The organism is Microvirga subterranea, from assembly GCF_003350535.1.
Lineage (GTDB): Bacteria > Pseudomonadota > Alphaproteobacteria > Rhizobiales > Beijerinckiaceae > Microvirga > Microvirga subterranea.
Genome location: NZ_QQBB01000001.1, coordinates 924,264 through 944,185, shown reverse-complemented (window position 1 = coordinate 944,185; position 19,922 = coordinate 924,264). Strand labels below are relative to the sequence as shown.

Annotated in this window: 19 protein-coding genes and 1 pseudogene; 14 read left to right on the top strand and 6 right to left on the bottom strand. The window is 66.3% G+C overall.

The window, feature by feature from the left end; translation table 11 throughout:
- Positions 1-22 precede the first annotated feature (22 nt).
- Positions 23-589 (top strand): TetR/AcrR family transcriptional regulator, encoded by a 567-nt coding sequence (locus DES45_RS04440; protein ID WP_114768724.1) that lies wholly within the window; start codon positions 23-25, stop codon positions 587-589.
- 14 nt (positions 590-603) lie between these two features.
- On the opposite strand, the gene DES45_RS04435 is transcribed toward DES45_RS04440, so the two are convergent.
- Together DES45_RS04435 and DES45_RS04430 are read right to left on the bottom strand one after the other, a co-directional pair.
- Positions 604-1,779, bottom strand: coding sequence for a CaiB/BaiF CoA transferase family protein (locus tag DES45_RS04435; RefSeq protein WP_114768723.1), 1,176 nt, complete (start codon positions 1,777-1,779; stop codon positions 604-606).
- Between the two features lie 18 nt (positions 1,780-1,797).
- Positions 1,798-2,994 (bottom strand): acyl-CoA dehydrogenase, encoded by a 1,197-nt coding sequence (locus tag DES45_RS04430; RefSeq protein WP_114768722.1) that lies wholly within the window; start codon positions 2,992-2,994, stop codon positions 1,798-1,800.
- Positions 2,995-3,135: 141 nt separating this feature from the next.
- Here DES45_RS04430 and DES45_RS04425 point away from each other — a divergent pair, with 141 nt between their 5' ends.
- Entirely contained in the window at positions 3,136-4,032 is an 897-nt protein-coding gene (locus DES45_RS04425) for a LysR family transcriptional regulator (protein ID WP_114768721.1), read from the top strand.
- On the opposite strand, the gene DES45_RS04420 is transcribed toward DES45_RS04425, so the two are convergent.
- The 3 genes from DES45_RS04420 to DES45_RS04410 form a co-directional block, all read right to left on the bottom strand.
- Positions 4,023-5,210 (bottom strand): multidrug effflux MFS transporter, encoded by a 1,188-nt coding sequence (locus DES45_RS04420; RefSeq protein WP_114768720.1) that lies wholly within the window; start codon positions 5,208-5,210, stop codon positions 4,023-4,025. The genes DES45_RS04425 and DES45_RS04420 overlap by 10 nt on opposite strands.
- A 245-nt stretch (positions 5,211-5,455) precedes the next feature.
- Positions 5,456-7,111, bottom strand: a complete 1,656-nt coding sequence (locus DES45_RS04415; RefSeq protein WP_114768719.1) for an ABC transporter permease — start codon at positions 7,109-7,111, stop codon at positions 5,456-5,458.
- Positions 7,108-8,184 carry an ABC transporter ATP-binding protein gene (locus tag DES45_RS04410; protein WP_170151375.1) on the bottom strand — a complete coding sequence of 359 codons (1,077 nt, stop codon included), beginning with the start codon at positions 8,182-8,184 and terminating at the stop codon, positions 7,108-7,110. Before DES45_RS04410 ends, DES45_RS04415 begins: the two co-directional genes overlap by 4 nt.
- Positions 8,185-8,294: 110 nt before the next feature.
- Between DES45_RS04410 and DES45_RS04405 the strand changes: the two genes are divergently transcribed.
- Genes DES45_RS04405 through DES45_RS04390 form a run of 4 tightly spaced genes read left to right on the top strand, consistent with a single transcriptional unit; the run spans position 8,295 to position 11,726 of the window.
- Positions 8,295-9,266, top strand: a complete 972-nt coding sequence (locus DES45_RS04405; RefSeq protein WP_170151374.1) for an extracellular solute-binding protein — start codon at positions 8,295-8,297, stop codon at positions 9,264-9,266.
- A 24-nt stretch (positions 9,267-9,290) separates the two neighbouring features.
- Complete coding sequence (locus DES45_RS04400; RefSeq protein WP_114768717.1) at positions 9,291-10,283, top strand: hypothetical protein; 993 nt, start codon at positions 9,291-9,293, stop codon at positions 10,281-10,283.
- Between the two features lie 27 nt (positions 10,284-10,310).
- Positions 10,311-11,195: a MurR/RpiR family transcriptional regulator gene (locus DES45_RS04395; RefSeq protein WP_114768716.1), complete on the top strand. Its 885-nt coding sequence runs from the start codon at positions 10,311-10,313 to the stop codon at positions 11,193-11,195.
- Positions 11,196-11,219: 24 nt separating this feature from the next.
- On the top strand, positions 11,220-11,726 hold the full coding sequence (locus DES45_RS04390; RefSeq protein ID WP_114768715.1) for an NUDIX domain-containing protein: 507 nt from the start codon (positions 11,220-11,222) through the stop codon (positions 11,724-11,726).
- Here DES45_RS04390 and DES45_RS04385 read toward each other — a convergent pair.
- Entirely contained in the window at positions 11,723-12,499 is a 777-nt protein-coding gene (locus DES45_RS04385) for an SDR family oxidoreductase (protein ID WP_114768714.1), read from the bottom strand. The two genes, DES45_RS04390 and DES45_RS04385, sit on opposite strands and share 4 nt — an antisense overlap.
- Before the next feature lie 143 nt (positions 12,500-12,642).
- On the opposite strand from DES45_RS04385, the gene DES45_RS04380 reads away from it, so the two are divergent.
- The 8 genes and pseudogenes from DES45_RS04380 (at position 12,643) to DES45_RS04350 (ending at position 19,922) form a co-directional block, all read left to right on the top strand.
- Positions 12,643-13,788 carry a mandelate racemase/muconate lactonizing enzyme family protein gene (locus DES45_RS04380; protein WP_114768713.1) on the top strand — a complete coding sequence of 382 codons (1,146 nt, stop codon included), beginning with the start codon at positions 12,643-12,645 and terminating at the stop codon, positions 13,786-13,788.
- 9 nt (positions 13,789-13,797) lie between these two features.
- A pseudogene (locus DES45_RS26290) lies at positions 13,798-14,280 on the top strand (Cif family virulence factor); the annotation flags it as partial.
- A complete protein-coding gene (locus tag DES45_RS26285; protein ID WP_245429755.1) occupies positions 14,269-14,673 on the top strand; it encodes a RidA family protein in 405 nt (134 codons plus the stop codon). The pseudogene DES45_RS26290 and the gene DES45_RS26285, both read left to right, overlap by 12 nt.
- Entirely contained in the window at positions 14,670-15,422 is a 753-nt protein-coding gene (locus DES45_RS04370; protein WP_114768711.1) for a creatininase family protein, read from the top strand. Before DES45_RS26285 ends, DES45_RS04370 begins: the two co-directional genes overlap by 4 nt.
- Before the next feature lie 262 nt (positions 15,423-15,684).
- On the top strand, positions 15,685-16,191 hold the full coding sequence (locus tag DES45_RS04365; protein ID WP_114768710.1) for a chemotaxis protein CheW: 507 nt from the start codon (positions 15,685-15,687) through the stop codon (positions 16,189-16,191).
- Positions 16,191-17,645, top strand: a complete 1,455-nt coding sequence (locus DES45_RS04360) for a CheR family methyltransferase (protein WP_114768849.1) — start codon at positions 16,191-16,193, stop codon at positions 17,643-17,645. The genes DES45_RS04365 and DES45_RS04360 overlap by 1 nt, the downstream gene beginning before the upstream one ends.
- Before the next feature lie 2 nt (positions 17,646-17,647).
- Positions 17,648-18,244: a chemotaxis protein CheW gene (locus DES45_RS04355; protein WP_114768709.1), complete on the top strand. Its 597-nt coding sequence runs from the start codon at positions 17,648-17,650 to the stop codon at positions 18,242-18,244.
- 1 nt (position 18,245) lies between these two features.
- Positions 18,246-19,922 carry a methyl-accepting chemotaxis protein gene (locus DES45_RS04350; protein ID WP_245429738.1) on the top strand — a complete coding sequence of 559 codons (1,677 nt, stop codon included), beginning with the start codon at positions 18,246-18,248 and terminating at the stop codon, positions 19,920-19,922.

Here is a 19,922-nt window from a genome sequence, read left to right as displayed (position 1 = left end):
CGGTTTAGTACAAGAGGTTGAAATGTTCGTTTGCGCCCGAGGCCGCAAGAGTTCAAGAGAAAAAATTCTCGATGCGGCGGCTGAACTGGTCAGCGAGATCGGGTCTGGGCGTTTGACGCTGGAGGCGGTTGCGGAGCGGGCAGGCCTCAGCAAGGGTGGTCTTCTCTACAATTTTCCCAACAAGGAAGCGCTGCTGCAGGGGATGATCCAGCGCATCGTCGACGAAGTCTCCACGGAAAAGGAGGCGCTTCGAAGGCAAACGGAGCCGTGCCGCAACCTGGAGGCGCGGCTGTGCATCGCGGCGCTGCTGAAGATGCGGGGGAGCGCCATGAAGGACGTCGCCAACGGGATGCTGGCGGCCTCTGCGGAGAACCCGCGTCTCCTGGACCCGGTCCGTCACGTCATCAAGGAGACGCTCGACAACCTGAAGGCGAATTCGGACGATCTGGATGCGGCCCTGCTGGGCTGGCTCGCCGTGGAGGGATTGAGCAATCTCGAGATGCACGATCTCAGCCCCTTCTCCGAGGGCGACCGCGAGCGGATCGTGAAGGCGATCGAGCGGCTCGTGAGCAAGGGGATCGCCGAATAGGCAATCCGGCCTCTTTAGGCGATCCAGGACGGATCGCTCAAAACTTCCTCAGTGTGCTCCCCGAGGCGCGGCGACGGCTTGCCTGCCGCCATGGGCTCGCCATTGATCATGATGGGCGAACGCACCGACGGGATCGCCCCGCCCTTCGCCGCCGAGGAAGGAAGATCGATCTTCATGCCGCGCGCGACGACCTGAGGGTCGTCGAACACGTCGGCGACCGTGTTGATCGGCCCCGCCGGAACCCCCTGGGCCTCGAGAGCGGACAGAAGCCCGTCGCGGGTCATCTTTAGGGTGAGGCCCGTCAGAACGGGCACCAGGTCCGGCCGGTGGCGCACCCGCCCCGCATTGGTCCGGAAGCGCTCGTCCTGCGCAAGCTCCGGCTGCCCGAGCACGGCGACGAAGCGGGCGAACTGCCCGTCATTGCCGACCGCCACGATGACGTGACCGTCCGAAACCGGGAAGACCTGATAGGGCACGATGTTGGGATGGGCATTGCCCATGCGCCGGGGCGCCTTGCCGGACGCGAGATAGTTCATGGCCTGATTGGCGAGGACGCTCGTCTGCACGTCGAGGAGCGCCATGTCGAGGTGAGCCCCCTCCCCGGTCACGTCCCGGCGGCGGAGAGCGGCCAGGATCCCGACCACGGAATAGACGCCGGTGAAGATATCCACATAGGCGACGCCGATCTTCTGCGGCTCACCATCCGGATCGCCGGTGAGGTCCATGATCCCGCCCATGCCCTGGATCATGAAGTCGTAGCCGGCACGGGCCGCATAGGGGCCGTTCTGGCCGAAGCCGGTGATCGAGCAGTAGACGAGCCGGGGATTGACCGCCTTCAGGCTCTCGTAGTCCAGGCCGTACTTCCTGAGGCCGCCGACCTTGAAGTTCTCGATCACCACGTCGGCATGGGCCGCGAGCTTGCGCACGAGGTCCTGCCCTTCCGTTGTCTCGAAGTCGACCGCGATCGAACGCTTGCCGCGGTTGCAGGAGTGGAAGTAGGCCGCCGAGAGGTCGCCGCCGTCGGCGCCTTCGATGAAGGGCGGGCCCCAGCCGCGGGTATCGTCGCCCGCGCCCGGCCGTTCCACCTTCACCACGTCGGCGCCGAGATCCGCCAGGAGTTGGCCGACCCAGGGGCCGGCGAGGATCCGGGCGAGTTCCAGGACCTTGAGGCCCTCCAGCGGCTTCGTCATGACCTTGGTCCGTCCTGCTTAGAAGAACGCCTGCAGACCCGTCTGGGCGCGGCCCAGGATGAGGGCATGGACGTCGTGCGTGCCCTCATAGGTGTTCACCGTCTCCAGGTTCTGCGCGTGGCGCATCACGTGGTATTCCTCCTGGATGCCGTTGCCGCCGTGCATGTCGCGAGCCGTGCGGGCGATCTCCAGCGCCTTGCCGCAATTGTTGCGCTTGACCAGGGAGATCATCTCCGGCGCAAGACGGCCCTCGTCGAAGAGGCGGCCGACCCGCAGGGAGGCATGGAGCCCCAGCGTGATCTCGGTCATCATGTCGGCGAGCTTCTTCTGGACCAGCTGCGTGCCGGCGAGCGGCTTGCCGAACTGCTTGCGATCGAGGGTGTACTGGCGCGCCCGGTGCCAGCAATCCTCGGCGGCGCCCATCGCGCCCCAGGAGATGCCGTAGCGCGCCCGGTTCAGGCACCCGAACGGTCCTTTGAGGCCCGACACGTTCGGCAGGAGCGCATCCTCGCCGACCTCGACGCCGTCCATGACGATCTCGCCCGTGATGGAGGCGCGGAGCGAGAGCTTGCCGCCGATCTTGGGAGCCGAGAGGCCCTTCATGCCCTTCTCGAGCACGAAGCCGCGGATCTGGTTGTCATGGGCGGCCGACTTCGCCCAGACCACGAACACGTCGGCGATGGGCGAGTTCGAGATCCACATCTTGGTGCCGGTCAGGCGGTAACCGCCGTCGATCTTCTCGGCGCGGGTCTTCATGCCGCCCGGATCGGAGCCGGCATCCGGCTCGGTCAGGCCGAAGCAGCCCACGAACTCGCCCGAGGCGAGCTTGGGCAGGTACTTCCGGCGCTGCTCCTCGGAGCCGTAGGCATAGATCGGATACATGACGAGGGAGGACTGGACGCTCATCATGGAGCGGTAGCCGGAATCCACCCGCTCGACCTCGCGCGCCACGAGGCCGTAGGCCACGTAGGATGCGCCGGCGCAGCCGTAATCCTCAGGCAGCGTGACGCCGAGCAGGCCGAGCTCGCCCATCTCGTTGAAGATCTCGCGGTCGGTCCGCTCCTCGCGATACGCGTCGATGACCCGCGGCAGGAGCTTGTCCTGGGCGTAGGCCCGGGCCGTGTCCCGGATCATGCGCTCGTCGTCGGTGAGGAGGTCGTCGAGGAGCAGCGGATCGTCCCACTGGAGTCTTGCGAGATCCTGAGCGCCAGCCATGATGAAATTCCTTCTCGTACGTCGCTTCCGGTTGCCGGAGAGGCCGGCCGAACCTGTTGAATTTGGGCGGCAAAATCACCCTGGACAGCCGTCAAGTAAAGCGACATCTTCGAAGCAGGTTATTCGAAAACGGAATGAACTTTGCTCCGCCGTGGCTTTCTTCCCAATGTCGGCAATCTCCTCGCCTTCGAGGCGACTGCACGCCATGGCAGCGTGTCCCGGGCTGCCGAGGAGCTGAATCTGACCCAGAGCGCCGTGTCGCGCCAGATCCAGCATCTTGAGGACTCGCTGGGTGTATCCCTGTTCCGCCGGTCGCGCCAGCGCGTGGTGCTGACCGATGTCGGGCGCATGTATGCGGCCAACGTGCGGAGCACGCTGGCGGAGCTCTCGGACGCCACCCATCAGGCCATCGCCCTGTCCGGAACCCGCGGGGTCCTCAACCTTGCAGTCCTGCCGACCTTCGGCACCCGCTGGCTCATCCCGCGCATGCCTGAATTCTTCGCCCAGCATCCGGACGTGACGGTGAACTTCGGGGTCCGCCTCGTCCCCTTCGACTTCGCGACGGAACCCTTCGACGCGGCCATCCATTTCGGGCAGCCCCACTGGCCGGGCGCCGTCTGCGAGCACCTCATGAACGAGGAGGCGGTGCCCGTCTGCAGCCCGGCCTATCGCGAGAGGGAGAACATCCGCTCGCCGCAGGACCTGACCCGGGTCACGCTGCTCCAGCAGAGCACCCGCCCGACCGCCTGGGCCGAGTGGTTCGCGGTCGCGAACGTGGATCTCGGCAATCCGCTGCGGGGGCCGCGCTTCGAGCAGTTCGCCATGGTGGCGCAGGCGGCCGCGGCAGGGCTGGGCGCGGCTCTCATCCCGCACTTCCTGATCGCGGACGAGCTCGCGTCGGGTCGGCTCGAAATCCTCTTCCCCCAGAAGCTCCTGAGCAGCGGGTCCTATTACCTGGTCTATCCCGAACCCAAGGCGGAGGCCGCCCTCGTGCGCTCCTTCCGCGACTGGATCCTGGACAGGACGGCTCAAGGATAGACCCGCGCCGGGCGCAGGGTCATCCGGCTCAAGGCGAACGCCGTGAGGCCGCAGGCCATGATGGCGCTGACCATGGACAGGCTGGTCCCGTCGAAGAACGCGCTGACGAGGACGATCATGAGCGCGCCGGTGCTGAGCTGCAGCGTCCCCATGAGGGAGGACGCGGTCCCGGCGACGGGCCCATGGTTCTCGAGCGCCAGGACGGCCGTCGAGGGGATCACGAAGCCGAGGCAGCCGAAGGACACGAAGAGCAGCCCCCAGAGCACGAAGGGATTGTCCACGCCTGCCAGCGTCAGCAGGAACAGGAGCATGGTGAGGCTCGCAAACCCCACGAGGGCGGTGCGGACCACCCGCTCCGCCCCGAAGCGGCGCATGAGGGTGCTGTTGAACTGGGCGCTGCCGATGAACGCGATGGCGTTCGAGGCGAAGACCATGCTGTAGCCCGACGGCGACAGGCCGAAATGCTCGATGAACACGACGGAGGACCCCGCCAGATAGGAGAAGAAGCTCGCCTGCCCCAGGCCGCCGATGAACACGAGCCCGAGGAAGTGACGGTCCTTGAGAAGGCTCTTGTAGGTCGCCAGGACACGGGGTTTAGCGCCGGCGCCATGCTGCGCCGATCGTGTCTCCGGCAGCAGGAACGCGACCACCAGGAGGCCGCCGAGCCCGATGGCCGCGATGGCCCAGAAGATGATGCGCCAGCTGAAGAATTCGGCCAGCGCACTGCCGGCCAGGGGCGCCAGGATGGGCGAGACGCTGAAGACGAGCATCGTGGTCGCCATGAGCCGTGCGGCCTCGGCGCCCGTGTGAAGGTCGCGGATGATCGCCCGCGGGATGACCATGCTGGCGCAGGCCCCGACGCCTTGCAGGAACCGGAAGGCGATCAGCGCCTCCGGGCTCTGGGCGAAGCTGCATCCGATGGCTCCCAGGATGAACAGGCTCAGGCCGACATAGAGCGGCGGCTTGCGGCCGACCCGGTCCGAGATCGGGCCGTAGATGACCTGACAGAGAGCCACGGCCACGAAGAAGCTCATCAGGCTCATCTGGATGGCGCTGACATCTACCTGCAATTCCCGGGCGATGGCCGGGAAGGCCGGCAGGTACATGTCGATGGCGAAGGGTCCGACGGCGGACAGCATGCCGAGGACGACCGCATTGCGCAGGAAGACGGATCTCATGGGACGAAAACTTCCGTGGCCCCGGCGTCGAGAACCGGGATTGAGAAAGGAACTGCGTCCGGCAGGGGCGCAGGAAACGGGGCACGCATGGGGGAAAGGCGCCGCGATGCGGCGTCGGCAACTGCAAGGGAGTTGCAGATCATGCTTTTAGGCGCCCTGGCCCGCAGGTCAAGCCGGAATGGCAAAAGGGGCACGCTGCGGGATGACCGCGGCGCGCCCCTTTCGGCAGGATCCGGGGCCCGGCGCTACAGCAGCGCGCTCTCCTTACGTCCCGACAGATGGAAGGCGGCGTAGACCGCGACCACCGTCATGACGAGCAGGATCGTGGAGAGGGCGGAGGCCGTTCCATATTCTCCGTCCATGACCGAGAGATAGATGCGCACCGGCATGGTGATCGTGCTGCCGACATAGAGGACGAGGGAGGACGAGAGCTCGTTCATGGCCGTCACGAAGCTCATGAGAGCGCCCGCGAGGATGCCCGGCACGATCAGCGGCACCGTCACCTTCATGAAGGCCTTTCCGGGGGAATAGCCCAGGCTCACCGCCGCATCCTCCAGGTTCGGCCCGACCTGCTTCAGGGCCGCAGCCACCGAACGGGCCGAATACGGCAGGCGCCGAATGAAGACCGCCATGATGATGATGAGGCCGGTTCCCGTGAGCGCGAGCGGCGGATCGTTGAACCGCGTGATGAAGGCGATGCCCATCACGATGCCCGGGACCACGTAAGGAATCATGAGGGTCGCGTCGAGCGCTCCCGTGGCGATGTTCGGCCGCCGCGAGATCAGATAGCCGATCAGGGTTCCGGTGATCACGATGGCGACGACCGCGACGGTCGAGAACAGCAGGGTATTCCAGATCGGATCGGACACCGTCGAGATCACCTTCTCGTAGCTCTGCAGGCTCAAGCCGGGCTGGAACACGGGGCCGCTGGTGCGCCGGAACGAGAACAGCACCACGATGATGGCCGGCAGAGCGCCGATCAGCACGATCGCGTAGGCCAGCACGTGCAGGCCGACGGACTTGACCCCGCCGACATGCTGGCGCTCCGGCTTCTTGATCAGGTTGCTGTGATAGACGTTCTTGCGCAGCACCCAGCGCTGGCCGAACACGATGATCATCGACAGGATGATCAGCACGATGCTGAGCGCGGACGCCATGCCGGGATTGCCGCCGACCTCGCCGCCGTAGAGATTGAAGGCCTCCGTGGCCAGAACGTTGAAGTCGCGCCCGATGATGCGCGGCGTGCCGAAATCCGCGATCGAGAGGACGAAGGTCAGGAGCGCGCTCGCCGAGATCGCCGGCAGGATCAGCGGGAACGTGACCGTGAACAGCCGCCGCGCAGGCGAGACGCCGAGGCTTTCCGCCGCCTCCTCCACTGACCGGTTGATGGCCGAAAGCGCCCCGGACGTGATGAGGAACACGTGCGGGAAGAACTTGAAGGCGAACACCAGGATCACGCCCAGCATCCCGTAGAGGGGCGGGATCGAGATGCCGATGGAGGCCAGCCCCTTGCGTACCACGCCGCTGGCGCCGAACAGGACGATCCACGCATAGGCGCCGATGAAGGGCGGCGACACGAGGGCGACGACCGCCAGCGTCTGGATCAGCGCTCGGCCGTAGATGTGGAACCGGGTCGTCACGAAGGCGAGCGTCACACCGAGGACGAGCGCCCCGGCCATGCCGCCGAACCCGGCGATCAGGGTGTTGCCGATGGCCCGCTGATAGACCCTGGTGGTGAAGATCTGGAAATAGTGGACGAACGAGAAGGCTCCGGTCTCGTTGTCGAGCAGGCTCGCCCGGAGAATGGAGGACAAAGGCCAGATCAGCAGGATGAGCAGGATGACCCAGGCGGCGATCAGGACGAAGGTCCAGAGGTCGTAGCGGAAACGCCGTCTCATCATGGACGCCCCGCGCTCAGCACGTCCCCGTTCGACTGGAACAGGACGACCTTCTGCAACGGAAGCCGCACCTCGACGGGCCTGCCCTCCATCTCGATGAAATCGCGGTCCGGATCGGCCACCTGGGCGACGATTTCGCCTGCCTCCGTCGAGAGCGTGTAATGCGCCTCGCGCCCCAGGAAGGTGACCTTGCGGACCTCACCCCTCAGGGCGATCGCCTCACCATCGGCACTCGCCCCCGTCAACAGAACGTTCTCGGGCCGGATGGCCACTTCCACCGAGCCGGTTCCCACGCCGTGAGGGAAAGGCACGGAATGGCTGCCGACCGTCAGCTGCCCGCCCTGCATCCGGCCTGGCAGGAAGTTCATCGTGCCGACGAAGGCTGCCGCGAAGCGGCGCTGGGGCTTGCGGTAGATTTCGAAGGGCGTGCCGATCTGCTCGACATTGCCCTTGTTCATGACGCAGATCCGGTCCGAGACCGCAAGCGCCTCCTCCTGGTCGTGCGTGACGTAGATCGTCGTGATGCCGAGACGCCGCTGGATGTCGCGGATGTCCTCGCGCAGCTCGATTCTCAGCTTCGCATCGAGGTTGGACAGGGGCTCGTCCATCAGGAGAAGGGTCGGCCGGATCGCCATGGCGCGGGCGAGGCCGATGCGCTGCTGCTGACCGCCCGACATCTCGGCGGGCAGGCGGTTCTGGTATCCGTCGAGGCGAACCATGGCGAGGCTCTCGGCCACCCTGGATTCGATCTCCGCCTTCGGGAGGGATCGCGCCTTCAGCCCGAAGGCGACGTTCTCGGCCACGGTGAGATGCGGGAAGACGGCGTAATCCTGGAACACCATGCCGATATCCCGCTTGTGGGCCGGCTTGTGGTCGATCCGCTCGCCGTTGACGATGATTTCGCCGCGATCCTGATGCTGGAAGCCGGCAATCGTCCTCAGGAGGGTCGTCTTTCCGCAGCCGCTGGGGCCGAGCAGGGTAAAGAACTCGCCTGACGCGATATCGAGATCGATGTTCTCGAGCACCCTCACGTCCCGGTAGCTCTTGGCCAGCCCATGGATCTTCAACCCCGCCACGCCCCATCTCCTTCGTTGCATAACTACGTCTTATACGGCCACGACTTTACAAAACATATAGGCTTCAGCAACATGCCGTAGCTTTGCTAGCAAATCCGGGGAGGATGAGAATGCTGAAAGTGGGTCTGACGGCGGGCGTGCTGCTCGCGTCGCTGAGCGTCGCCGCCATGGCGCAGGACAAGTCGGTCGTGGTCTATACGGCCCACAAGGCGTCGATCGTCGATGCCCTGGTTCCCAAGTTCGAGAAGGAAACGGGGATCAAGGTCGACGTGGTGAAGGCCGGCTCGGGCGACATCATCAAGCGCGTCAAGGCGGAATCCTCCTCGCCCAAGGCCGACGTGATCTGGAGCATCGGCGGCGAGCAGCTCGAGGACAACAAGGACCTGCTGGCGACCTACACGCCGAAGGAGGATGCCGCGATCCTGCCGACCTACAAGGTCAGCCCGGAATGGATCCCCTATACGGGCATCCTGCTCGTGATGGCGGTGAACAAGCAGGAGCTGAAGCCCAACGAGTACCCGAAGACCTGGGCCGAGCTGGGCGACGCCAAGTGGAAGGGCAAGATCTCCTCCGCCCGCGCCGACACCTCGGGATCATCGTTCCAGCAGCTGGCGACCGTTCTCATCGGTCATGGCGACAAGGGCTGGGACGTCTACAACAAGATTCTCGCCAACGTGAATCTGTCCGATTCCTCCGGCGCGGTTCCGCGCTACGTCAACGACGGCGAGGCGCTCGTCGGCCTGACCCTCGAGGACAACGCCCTCGACTACGTCAAGGGCGGCGGCAACATCGCGATCGTCTATCCGGAGGACGGATCCTCGACGGTGGCGGACGGCGTGGCTCTCATCAAGGGCGCACCCCATGCGGAGAACGGCAAGGCGTTCATCGATTGGCTTCTGTCCAAGCCCGTCCAGGAGCAGCTCGTTTCCGAGATCGGCCGCCGCTCCGTCCGCAAGGACGTCACCGGCGCGGGCCTGAAGCCGATCAGCGAAGTGAAGCTCGTCGACTACGACATCAAGAAGGTGGCCCAGAACCGCAACGACTGGATCGCCAAGTGGAAGACGGCGCTGCAGAACCGCTGAGCCGAAGTTAAGAGCACTACCATCATGTGGATAGAGGCATTCTCCGAGGCGAAGGATCCGTCCAAGCCCGACGCCAACGAGGACCGCCTCGTCATCCTTCCGGGCAAGGCCTATGCGGTGATCGACGGGGTCACCGACCGGCACGGCACCCGTTATGACGGGATGCTCTCCGGCCAGTACGCGGCCGTCACCGTCAAGGGCGCGCTCGAGCATCTACTCAGCGCGCCCGACGCGCCGCAGGACGGGCTGTCGATCGTTCAGACCCTGACCCGGTGCCTGGCACAGGCCTATGAGGACCATGGCATCGCCGAAACCGCCCGACGCGACAAGAACATCCGTCTCTCCGCCGCCCTTGCGCTGGTGCTCGTCCAGGATGAGACGATCGACATCGTCCTCGTGGGCGACAGCGGCGTCCGGATCAACGGAGGGCGCATCCTCCAGATGGAGAAGGACCTGGACCTGATCACCTCGGCCCTTCGCCGGGAGGCCTGGCCGGTGATCGGCGTGAGAACTCAGGACCCTGTGACGCGCGAGCAGCTGTCCCGCCGCATCACATGGCACGGCACGCGCCAGCCGCTCGACGGCCTGTCCGAGCTGATGACGGCCGAGGACCTGTTGCGGATCGAGGAGCGGGCGATTGCCGCCAATGCGGCGGCCCTGCCCCATGTGCCCCGCGCGGATATCGAGAACCTCGTGCAGGGCGGCATCGTCAATGCACAGGGCGGCTATCAGAACGATGCCTCGACCTGTCTCGGCTATCCGTGCCTGGACGGCTTCGAGATCCCTGAGGATCTGATCCGGATCGAGCGCCTTCCGAAGAACGAGATCGACACCATCGAGATCTACTCGGACGGCTACTTCAAGCCAGGGGACGGGTTCGGAGTGACCGCCTGGGAGAAGGCTTTCGCGGAGGTCGAGCGCGAGGACCCGTCGAAGATCGTGCTCTATTCCTCACCCAAAGGATCGATCGGCTCGACCTGGGCGGACGACCGGACCTATCTCGGGGTTCGATTCTAGACGCCGCCTCGGGCGGAGAGAACGACCATGAACCGTCCCACCAGCCTGATCGAATCCATCGAGCAGATCGCCCCAAGCCTGAAGAAGGCGGAGCGGCGCGTCGCCGACGTGGTTCTGCAGGACATCGAGGGGACGACCCGGATCAGCATCAAGGCCTTCGCGGCCCAGGCTCAGGTCAGCGAACCGACCGTGATGCGCTTCGCGCGTCGGGTCGGCTGCGACGGCTTCAGCGACTTCAAGCTGCGGCTCGCCCAGGATTTCGCGGTCGGGCGGATGTACTTCGAGGCCGAGCGCAAGGTGCAGTCCGGCGACGCCGAGACGACCGCGCAGAGGGTCTACCAATCGGGGATCGATGCGCTTGCGACCTCCTTCGCGAGTCTGGACGAGAGAGCCCTGGCTGCGGCGGCCTCGGCGATGGCGGAGGCCGGAAAGGTCGTGTGCCTGGGCGTCGGCGGCAGCTCCGCCATCATGGCCCAGGAGATGGAAAACCGCCTTTTCCGTTTCGGGCTCGCCGTCACGGCCGCGGCCGACCCTTACAAGCAGAGCATGCTGGCCGCCATCGCCGACAAGGGTGACGCCTTCGTGGTCTTTTCCGTCACGGGCAAGCCGGCCTCGCTCGTCCATGCCGCGGAGATCGCGGCGGGCCGGGGCGCTGCCGTCATCGCCGTCACCATGCCAGGGAGCCCGCTCGCGGCCCGGGCCACGATCCTGCTGCCCCTGGACGTGCCTGGCGACGAAGTGCATTTCAACTTTCCGAACCGGACCCGCTACGGGCAGCTTCTCGTCATCGACTGCTTGTCGGCCCTTGTGGGCGCCCTGACGAAGCCCGTTTCCGCCCGGAAGCTGCACCGCATCAGGACGACCCTGCTCGCCCTGCACGGCCACACTGACGCACAGCCGATCGGCGACTGACCGACACATTTTCAGAGATCGCGCATGCCCATTTCCACCTATCTCCGCAATCTGCGGGCCAAGATCGGCACCGACCTCGTCATGATGCCGGCCGTCACGGTCCTGGTCCTCGATCAACAGGAGCGTCTTCTCCTGGCCCAGGAGGGCGGCACCGGCCTGTGGATGACGATCGGCGGCGCCATCGATCCGGACGAATCCCCGGCCGACGCGGCGGTCCGCGAATGCTGGGAGGAAACGGGCCTCCATGTGGAGCTGACGAGGCTCGTCGGAGCGTTCGGCGGCCCGCAATACCGGGTGACCTATCCCAACGGGGATGTGGTCTCCTACACCACGATGGTGTTCGAGGCGCGGGTCATCGGCGGCACGGCTCGGGCGGACGGCGAGGAGGCGACGGCCCTGCGCTTTGTGTCCGAGACGGAAGCCGCCGACCTGCCGATGGCGGTCTGGACGAAAGACCTCGTCCGCATCGCCTTCCGGCGCGACGCTGCTCCGGCGTTCGCGCCTCCGAGCTGGACACCGCCCGCTTCCTAGAAGTCGGCCCCGCAGAACTCCCGCGCCATGGTGGTGGAACCGACCGATAGGCCCCCGTCCACCGGCAGGACTGCGCCCGTGATCATGCGCGCGTCCGGCCCGATCAGGAAGGCGGCGACCCCGGCGATGTCGTCCGGTACGCAGATGTCGCTCAGCGGATACCAGCGCTTCAGCCGCTCGAAGATTTCGGGGTTCTTTTCGACGCGCTCCTTCCAGGCCTGGGTCTTGACGCTGCCGGGCGCGATCGCGTTGGCGCGGATGCCATGCCGGCCGAGCTCCACGGCGAGGAACCGGGTCATCTGGTTCAGGCCCGCCTTGGCGGCGCTGTAGGCGGGGTAGCCGTAGATCCCGGAGCCGTTGACGGACGAGATGTTGAGGATCGTGCCGCGCCCCCGCGCGATCATCCCGTCCTGCACGGCCCGCACGCAGCGCCAGGCGCCGTTGAGGTTGAGGTCGATATCGGCCAGCCAATCGGCCTCCTGCGTCGTGCCCAGAGTCGGGCTGACCACGCCGCCTGCATTGTTGACCAGGACTCCGATGCCGCCGAACCGCTTCTCGATCCTCCCGACGGCGCTTTGCACGGACGCCAGTGAGGTGACGTCCGCCTCGATGCCCAGAAGCTGGTCCGGCGAGCCTAGCGCCGCGACGGCCCGGCTCAACGCTTCGCCGCTGCGGTCCAGCATTGCGACCCGGTGACCGTCGCCCAGGAACCGGCGGCAGAGCGCCTGCCCGATATCTCCCGCGCCTCCAGTCACGACGATGGTCTGGCTCATGATCACCCTGCTCCTTCAGATGCTCCGAGAAATGTAGCTTGATGGATATGACGCGTGATGAAAACCGCAAAATTGGCAGAAAATGCGTTGTTAAACTACATTCATGCTCCTAGTCTCCTGGCAGACAGCCGATCGGTGAAGCCATGGATTCCAGCGACAAGACCATCGTCCGCCTCGATTTCGAAGAGGTGATCGTTCCGACCCACCCGGGCGTGATCAATTCGGAGAGCCTGAACAAGCCGCTCCATATGCTGCCCGTGGGCGGCAAGCAGGCCTGGTCGGTGCAGTTCGACGAGTTGCCGAAGCTCATCATGCGCATGACCCTGAAGGACGGCACGGTCGGCATTTCGGAATTCTACCGGGACCACAACTGGTCCATCATCGAGGGCGTCTCCAATCTGCTGCTCGGCCAGAGCATCGCCGACATGCCGCTCCAGGATCTGCCCATCGCCCTGTGCCGGGAATATGACGGCTTCGAATGCGCCATCTGGGACGCCTACGCCAAGTCCCTCGGCGTGCCGCTGCACCGCCTGCTCGGCGGCGCCGTCCGCAATCATGTGAAGATCAGCGCCTGGTCGAGCCATCGCACCGTGGAGGAGATCGGCCCCTGGGTGCAGCAGTATCACCGGCAGGGCTTCGACTGCATCAAGTTCAAGTGCGACCTCGAGGACGACGTCGTCGCCTGGTGCGAGAAGATCAAGGAATACGCCCCCGGCATGAAGGTGATCTTCGATCCCAATCAGCGCTGGGAGAACTCCGGAAACGCCCGGCCAATCATCCGCGGGCTCGAGGAGGTCGGCAACGTCCTGCTGCTGGAAGATCCGATTCAGCGCTGGATGATCCAGGACTACGCGAATCTGCGGCAGTTCTCGTCGATCCCGATCGCCCTTCACGTGTCGCTGCCATACGTCTTCCAGGGCCAGCGTCCCTACGAGGCCGTCAACGCCATCGCGCACGGGGCCGTCGACGGGTTCAACTTCAACGGCGGTCTCGCGAAGTTCAAGGCCCTGGCGGACCTCGCTACGATGGCGGGCCTGCCCTGCTGGCACGGGTCCGAGGTCGACCTCGGCATCCTGGAGGCCATGTACGTGCATCAATCCGCGGCCGCCGCGAGCTGCGTCTGGCCAAGCGACATCTTCGGCCGCATGATCCGCTCGCACGACCTGCTCAAGACGCCCCTCGTCATCGAGCCCCCGCACGTGCGCCTTCCGGAAGGACCCGGCCTCGGAATCGAGCTCGACGAGGAGGCCATCCGCCGGTTCAAGGTTTCCGAGCGCACGATCCGTTAAGGAGCCGCCATGCCAGACACCAATCCGTTTCCCTCCGCCGACGAGGCGCGGCATGCGATCTGGGAAATGCTCGTCCGTCGCGACATCGAGGCCTTCGTGGCCGGCGACTGGGATGCGCATTTCCGGGATTTCGCCCCTGACATCTTCTTCGGCATCGATGCCCGCTTCTCCGACAATCCGGACAGCTGGCGCGTCACCTACGCGGACATTGCACGCTATCGCGAATCCTGGCTCGCCGGATCGAAGGAGCTGAAGGGCCGAATCGAGGATGCCGATCTGCGGCGCGCGATCTTCGCCCTCACGAACCTTCGCGACATCGAGATCATGGGAGACTTCGCCCTTGCGCGAAAGAAGTTCGACGGAACGATCCCGCTGAATGACGGCGGCACCGTCACACTTCGCTGGCAGACGCAGTATTTCTGCCGCCGGGTGGAGGGGCGCTGGCGCATCGCGGGCTTTCTGGGCTACCTGCCGAACCCGATGGGGAGCAGCACTCCGCAGGCGCCTGCGAAATACGCTCCGCCGGCCACGCAGGCTCCCGGCAATGGCCCGTATTCCCCGGTGCTCGAAGTCACGCCCGGCAAGATCGTGGTCATCTCCGGTCAGGCGGCGGTCGGGCCCGACGGCAGGACAATCGGCTCCGACATCCGCACCCAGGCGCGCGTGACGATCGAGAACTGCGCCGCGCAGCTGCGCAATGCCGGCTGCAGCCTCGCGGACGTGTTCAAGGTCAACGTCTACATGACCGACCTGAACGACTGGCCCGCCTTCAACGAGGTCTATGCCGAGATGATGCCCCAGCCCCTTCCGGTCAGGACGGCCGTCGAGACGAAGCTCCTGAGGGACTTCGTGGTGGAAATCGAGCTCTGGGCGGTGAAGCCATGAGGTGGGAAAAGCTCACGAGCCGGGAGATCGGCGCCCTCGACCGCTCCATTCCGGTCATCCTCAACATCGCGGCCATCGAGCAGCACGGTCCACACCTGCCTCTGGACACCGATGCGCGGATCGGCGGCCACTTCCTGGCCGAACTGGACGCCCGGCATTCGGACCAGGTGCTGATCCTGCCGCCGGTCGTGGTCTGCACGTCCGAGCATCACATGGATTTTCCGGGCACGCTGACGGTGCAGCATGCGACGCTGCTCGCCTATGTGACGGACATCCTGAATGCGGTGGCGGCCCACGGCTTTCGCAACATCATCCTGTTCAACAGCCATGGCGGCAACCAGGCCATCGGCCAGGTGATCCTGGAATCCTTCGGCGCGCGGCACCGGGACTGCCGCGTGGCCATGCTGACCTGGTGGCGCATCGCCACCGACGCGCTCCTGAAGGTGCAGGAGGGCGGGTTCGGCAGCGTCGGTCATGCCTGCGAGTTCGAGACCTCGCTCATGATGCTCATCGACGAGGGAACCGTCCGGCGCGACCTCGTTCCCGGTCCCAGCCACGTGATGACCCACGACTGGGCCAACAACGATCTGCTGCGCGGCGGACGGGGAGCCCTCTTCCGGACCATGAAGGAGATCTCCGGCGGCAGCGGCGTCGTGGGCGATCCGAGCCTCGCATCGGCCGAGAAGGGGCATGCCATTACCCGGATCGTGGTCGACGCCCTCGCGGAGATCGTTTCCTCGATGAAATAAGGGGAACGGGCCGCCGGCACGGTCCGGCGGCTCTTGCCGCTCTCAGGGACGGCCATCCGTTCATCGCCGGTCCGTTAACCCTCGTCAACCATGTTCATCAATGGTTGGTTAATCATGTCGCCGAGGGCCCGGCCTCCCGGGCGCATGGCGTCCCGCCGCTCCCGATCGAGCCCTCTTGCGGATATTGCAGGAGCCTGCTTCACGCCCAATATAGTCGGTCGCGGGCTTGCGCCCCTCCCGATGACCCTTCAAGACGAGAGCCATGGCGAGCCTGCAGATCATAGTCTTCGATGTGAGCGGGATCGCCTGCGCCCTGCGCCGGAGCCATGTCCGGGAACTGCTTCCCCTGCCCCACCTCTCGCGGCCGCCGGCTCTTCCGCGGCCGGTCGCAGGCTTCTTCAACCTGGGGGGAACGGCTGTTCCGGTCATCCGTCTCGACGTGCTCTTCGGCGTCGAACGCGAGGCCGAATCCCGCGAGGCGGGCCTCTACCGGCACCTGATCCTGCTCGACGGCCTGTCGCCCGCGGGCCCGGCAGCCCTGCTGGTGGACCGCGTTCTCGACGTGGTCGACCGGCATGAGGCGCAGCTCTCCCCAGTCCGGCCGGAGAATTCGCTCAACGGGTGCGTGGAGGCGGAGATCGAGCACGGCGGCCGTCTCGTCCACCTCCTGTCCCTGGAGCGGATCCTCTTCGCCGAGGAGAAGCAGGCGCTCGCCGAACTGGGACGGCAGGCCCAGACCCGCCTCAACGAGTGGACGGTTCCGGCCTGATGGCCGCGCGTGCCGCCCCGACCCTTCCCCTCGATGCTGACTTTCCCAGGCTGAAAAGCCTCATCATCGAGCGCACCGGGCATTTCTACTACCAGGACAAGGACGACCTGCTCTGGGAGCGCGTGCGCCGGCGTCTCAAGGCCACCGGCGCCCGCAACGCGGCTCAGTTCATCGATCTTCTCAACGCTCCCGGCACCGGGCCCGTCGAATGGGCGCGCCTCGAGGCCGAGATCACCATCGGCGAGACCTTCTTCTTTCGCTACGCGGAACAGTTCGCCGCCCTGCGGGGGACGATCCTGCCCGAGATCATCGAGCGCAAACGCCCCGAGCGCCGCCTGAGGATCTGGAGCGCCGGCTGCGCCACCGGGGCCGAGCCCTACTCGCTCGCCATCCTGGTGCGCCAGCTGCTCGGCGAGGACCTCCCGAACTGGCGCCTCGGCATCATCGGCACGGACATCAACGAGAGCTTTCTGGAGACGGCGCGCAGGGCGCAATTCGGCCAATGGGCGCTGCGTTCGCTTCCGCAGGAGGAGCGTGCGCAGTATTTTCTTCCCGTCGAACGGGAGCAATGGCAGCTCCGGCCCGAATTCCGCTCCCTCGTGCGCTTCGAAAAGCACAATCTGCTGAGCCTCCTCGACGGCAGCTCGCCGCTCCAGTTCACGGAATTCGACCTGATCCTGTGCCGCAACGTCCTCATCTATTTCCACCCGGACACGGTCAACCGAGTCGTGGGCGCGCTGCGCGACTGCCTTCTCGACGACGCATGGATGCTGCTGGGACACGCGGAGCCGAACCCGTCCTTCTCGGCGATCATGCAGGCGGTGAACCTCCCCGGCACCGTCGCCTATCGCCGACGTGAAGGCGTGGCGCAGCCTGCGCCCATCCCGATCGAAGCCGCGGCGGTGCAGGAGGCGCCGGCTTGGCAGCCGAAGCTGCCGCCCCAGGCTCGACCCTCGACGGTCAAGGACCGCTCGGAGCAGAAGCCCGCCCCATCGTCCCCCGTCACGCCCGCCAGACCGCCGGCAAGGCCATCCGGCGCGTGGCCCTCGCTGCTCGCGGACGTCCGCCGCAGGGCCGATGCCGGAGACCTCACGGGAGCCGACGCCATCTGCCTGGAGGCGCTGCGCCAGGAGCCCCTGAACGCCGCCCTCCACTTTTACCACGGACTGATTTCGCAGGCCCTCGGACGCCCGCCCGAAGCAGAGAAGGCCTTCCGTCGCTGCCTTTATCTGGATAAGAGCTTCGCCATGGCTCATTACCACCTTGGACTGCTGCTCCTGGCCGATGGGCGCTCCGCCCCCGGACGCCGCACCTTGGCGAACGCGGCCCGCATCGCCGGCACGATGCCGGACGGCCATCCGCTTCCGGAAGGCGACGGCCTGACGGCCGGCGATCTGCGCCAGCTCGTGCGCGTCCATCTCCAGGCCGCCGATCCTGCCGGGCGGAGGGCGTGACGATGTCCCGCCGGCGCAAGCTCAGGCAGATCACCCGGTCCACGATCATGTCCGCCGAGGAGCGGGCGCGTCACCTCCTCGATGAAAGAACCGAGCGCCTCGCCCGCCGGTCGGGCAAAGCGGAAGAGGCGGCCGCGACCGTACGGGTCCTGGTCTGCAGCGTCGGCCCCGAATATTACGGCCTTCCGCTCGAGGGGGTCGCCGAGGTTCTTGCCTTCCGTATCCCGATGCCGGTTCCCGGGGGGCCCGCAGGGCTCGTTGGGGTTCTCGGTCGCAGCGGGCACCTCGTCAGCGTCGTCGACCTCGGCGCCGCGGTCGGTCAGGCCTCCGCCGCGTCCGACGTCGAGGCCGAGAACCAGCATGTGGTCCTGTTGCGGCGGGAGCAGCCGCGCGTCGCTCTGCGCGTCGACCGCGCCCTCGGAGTCGAGGATGTGCTTCCTCTGACGGCCGAGGACGCCCGAGAATTCCGCATGGAGGCGGTGGTCGGCTACGCGAAGTCGGAGCTCGGCTTTGCGGATCAGGATCGAGTCCTATCTCTGCTCGACATCGACCGCCTCCTTCGTCCCTTCCTGACCCCTTCCCCCGCATCCGGAGTCTAACGTGACGGTCTCGATCGCAAACCGCATCCTTCTTGGCTTCGCCGTCATTGTTGCCCTGATGGTCGGGCTCGGCCTCTACACCATCGGGCAGCTCGAAGACGTCCGCCAGACCACCGAGACGATCGTCTCGCGGGACCTGCAGACGATGCGTCAGGTCGAGATGCTCGGCGAGCAGCAGAACCGGATGCGGGCGGCTCGGGAGGAGGCCGTGTCGCGCTTCCTCCTGCGCTCGCTGGGTCAGCAGCAGAGCTCGTTCGAGCAGCAGGTGACAGAGTGGGGGCGTCTGGCGGCCGCGGCCGACTCCGCCCTGGCCCAGGCCATCTCGGCGACCAGCGGCTACGCGTCCCGGTCCGTCAGCGGCGAAAGAGCCGAAGCCTGGCGCCGCACGGCCGATTTCCTGGCAGCCGCCGGCGGTGAGCTGCGCCAGATCAGGGCGGCGACGGAACGTCAGTTCGCGGCGATGCAGAACAACGATGTTCCGGGCGTTCTTGCGGCCCAGAGCGCCCTGGGCACGGCTCGGAGCGCCTGGAACAAGGCGCTCGACGATACCCGCGGCGTCCTCAACGACGTCATCAATGTCGGCCAGCGCCGCGTGGGCGAGGTCTACGAGCAGAGCCGGGTGTCGATCATGATCGCCCTCGCGGGCGTGGCCCTCCTCAGCATCCTGATCACCTACGCGCTGCGATCCTCCATCGCCAATCCGCTGGGCGCCTTCATGGAATTCGTGGAGCGTGTCGGACGCGGCGATCTCGCGGGCCAGACCGCCACGGTCGGCAAGGACGAGATCGGCCGGCTCGGAGGCACCCTCAACAGCATGGTCGACGGCCTGAGGCAACTGGCCCGCCAGAGCCGCGAGGCCACGGAAAACCTCAACGCGGCGGCGGCCGAGATCCGCGCCTCGACCCAGGAGCAGGCAGCCAGCGTCGAGGAGCAGCTCGCGGCGGTGCAGGAGACGGCCGCCACCGTGGACGAGATCACCCATGCGGGCGCGCAGATCGGCAAGCGGGCCCAGGAGGTCATCGCCTCCGCCCAGGCCACCGCCCAGACCAGCCTTTCCGGACTCCAGGCCGTCGAGGAGACGGCCCGCGCCATGGACGCCATCCGCGAGCAGGCGGAGACGGTCGCCGAGAACATCGTGGCCCTGAGCGAGAAGACGCAGGCCGTAGGCGAGATCATCGCGTCGGTGAACGACATCTCCGAGCGCACCCACCTCCTGGCGCTCAATGCCGCCATCGAGGCGGCCGCCGCCGGCGAGAACGGCCGCAGCTTCGCGGTCGTGGCCTCGGAGATGAAGATCCTCGCCGACCAGGCCAAGGACGCGACCAACCAGGTGCGGTCGATCCTCGGCGACATCCAGCGCGGCATCAACGCCTCCGTCATGCTGACGGAGGAAGCCGTGAAGCGCGTCGCCGCCGGCAAGGAGCGCACGGACACGACCACGCAGACCATCACGGAGATCTCGAGCCGCGTGCAGGAGAGCGTCCAGACCTTCCAGCAGATCGTCGCCTCGACGAACCAGCAGCAGCTCGGAATCGAGCAGGTGATGGGCGCGCTCCAGAACATCCGTCAGGCCAGCCAGCAGACGGCCGCGGGCACCCGCCAGCTCGACATGGCGGCCGCGAACCTGTCCGATCTTTCCCAGCAGCTCCTCGGCCTCGTCGAGCGCTACCGGGTGTGA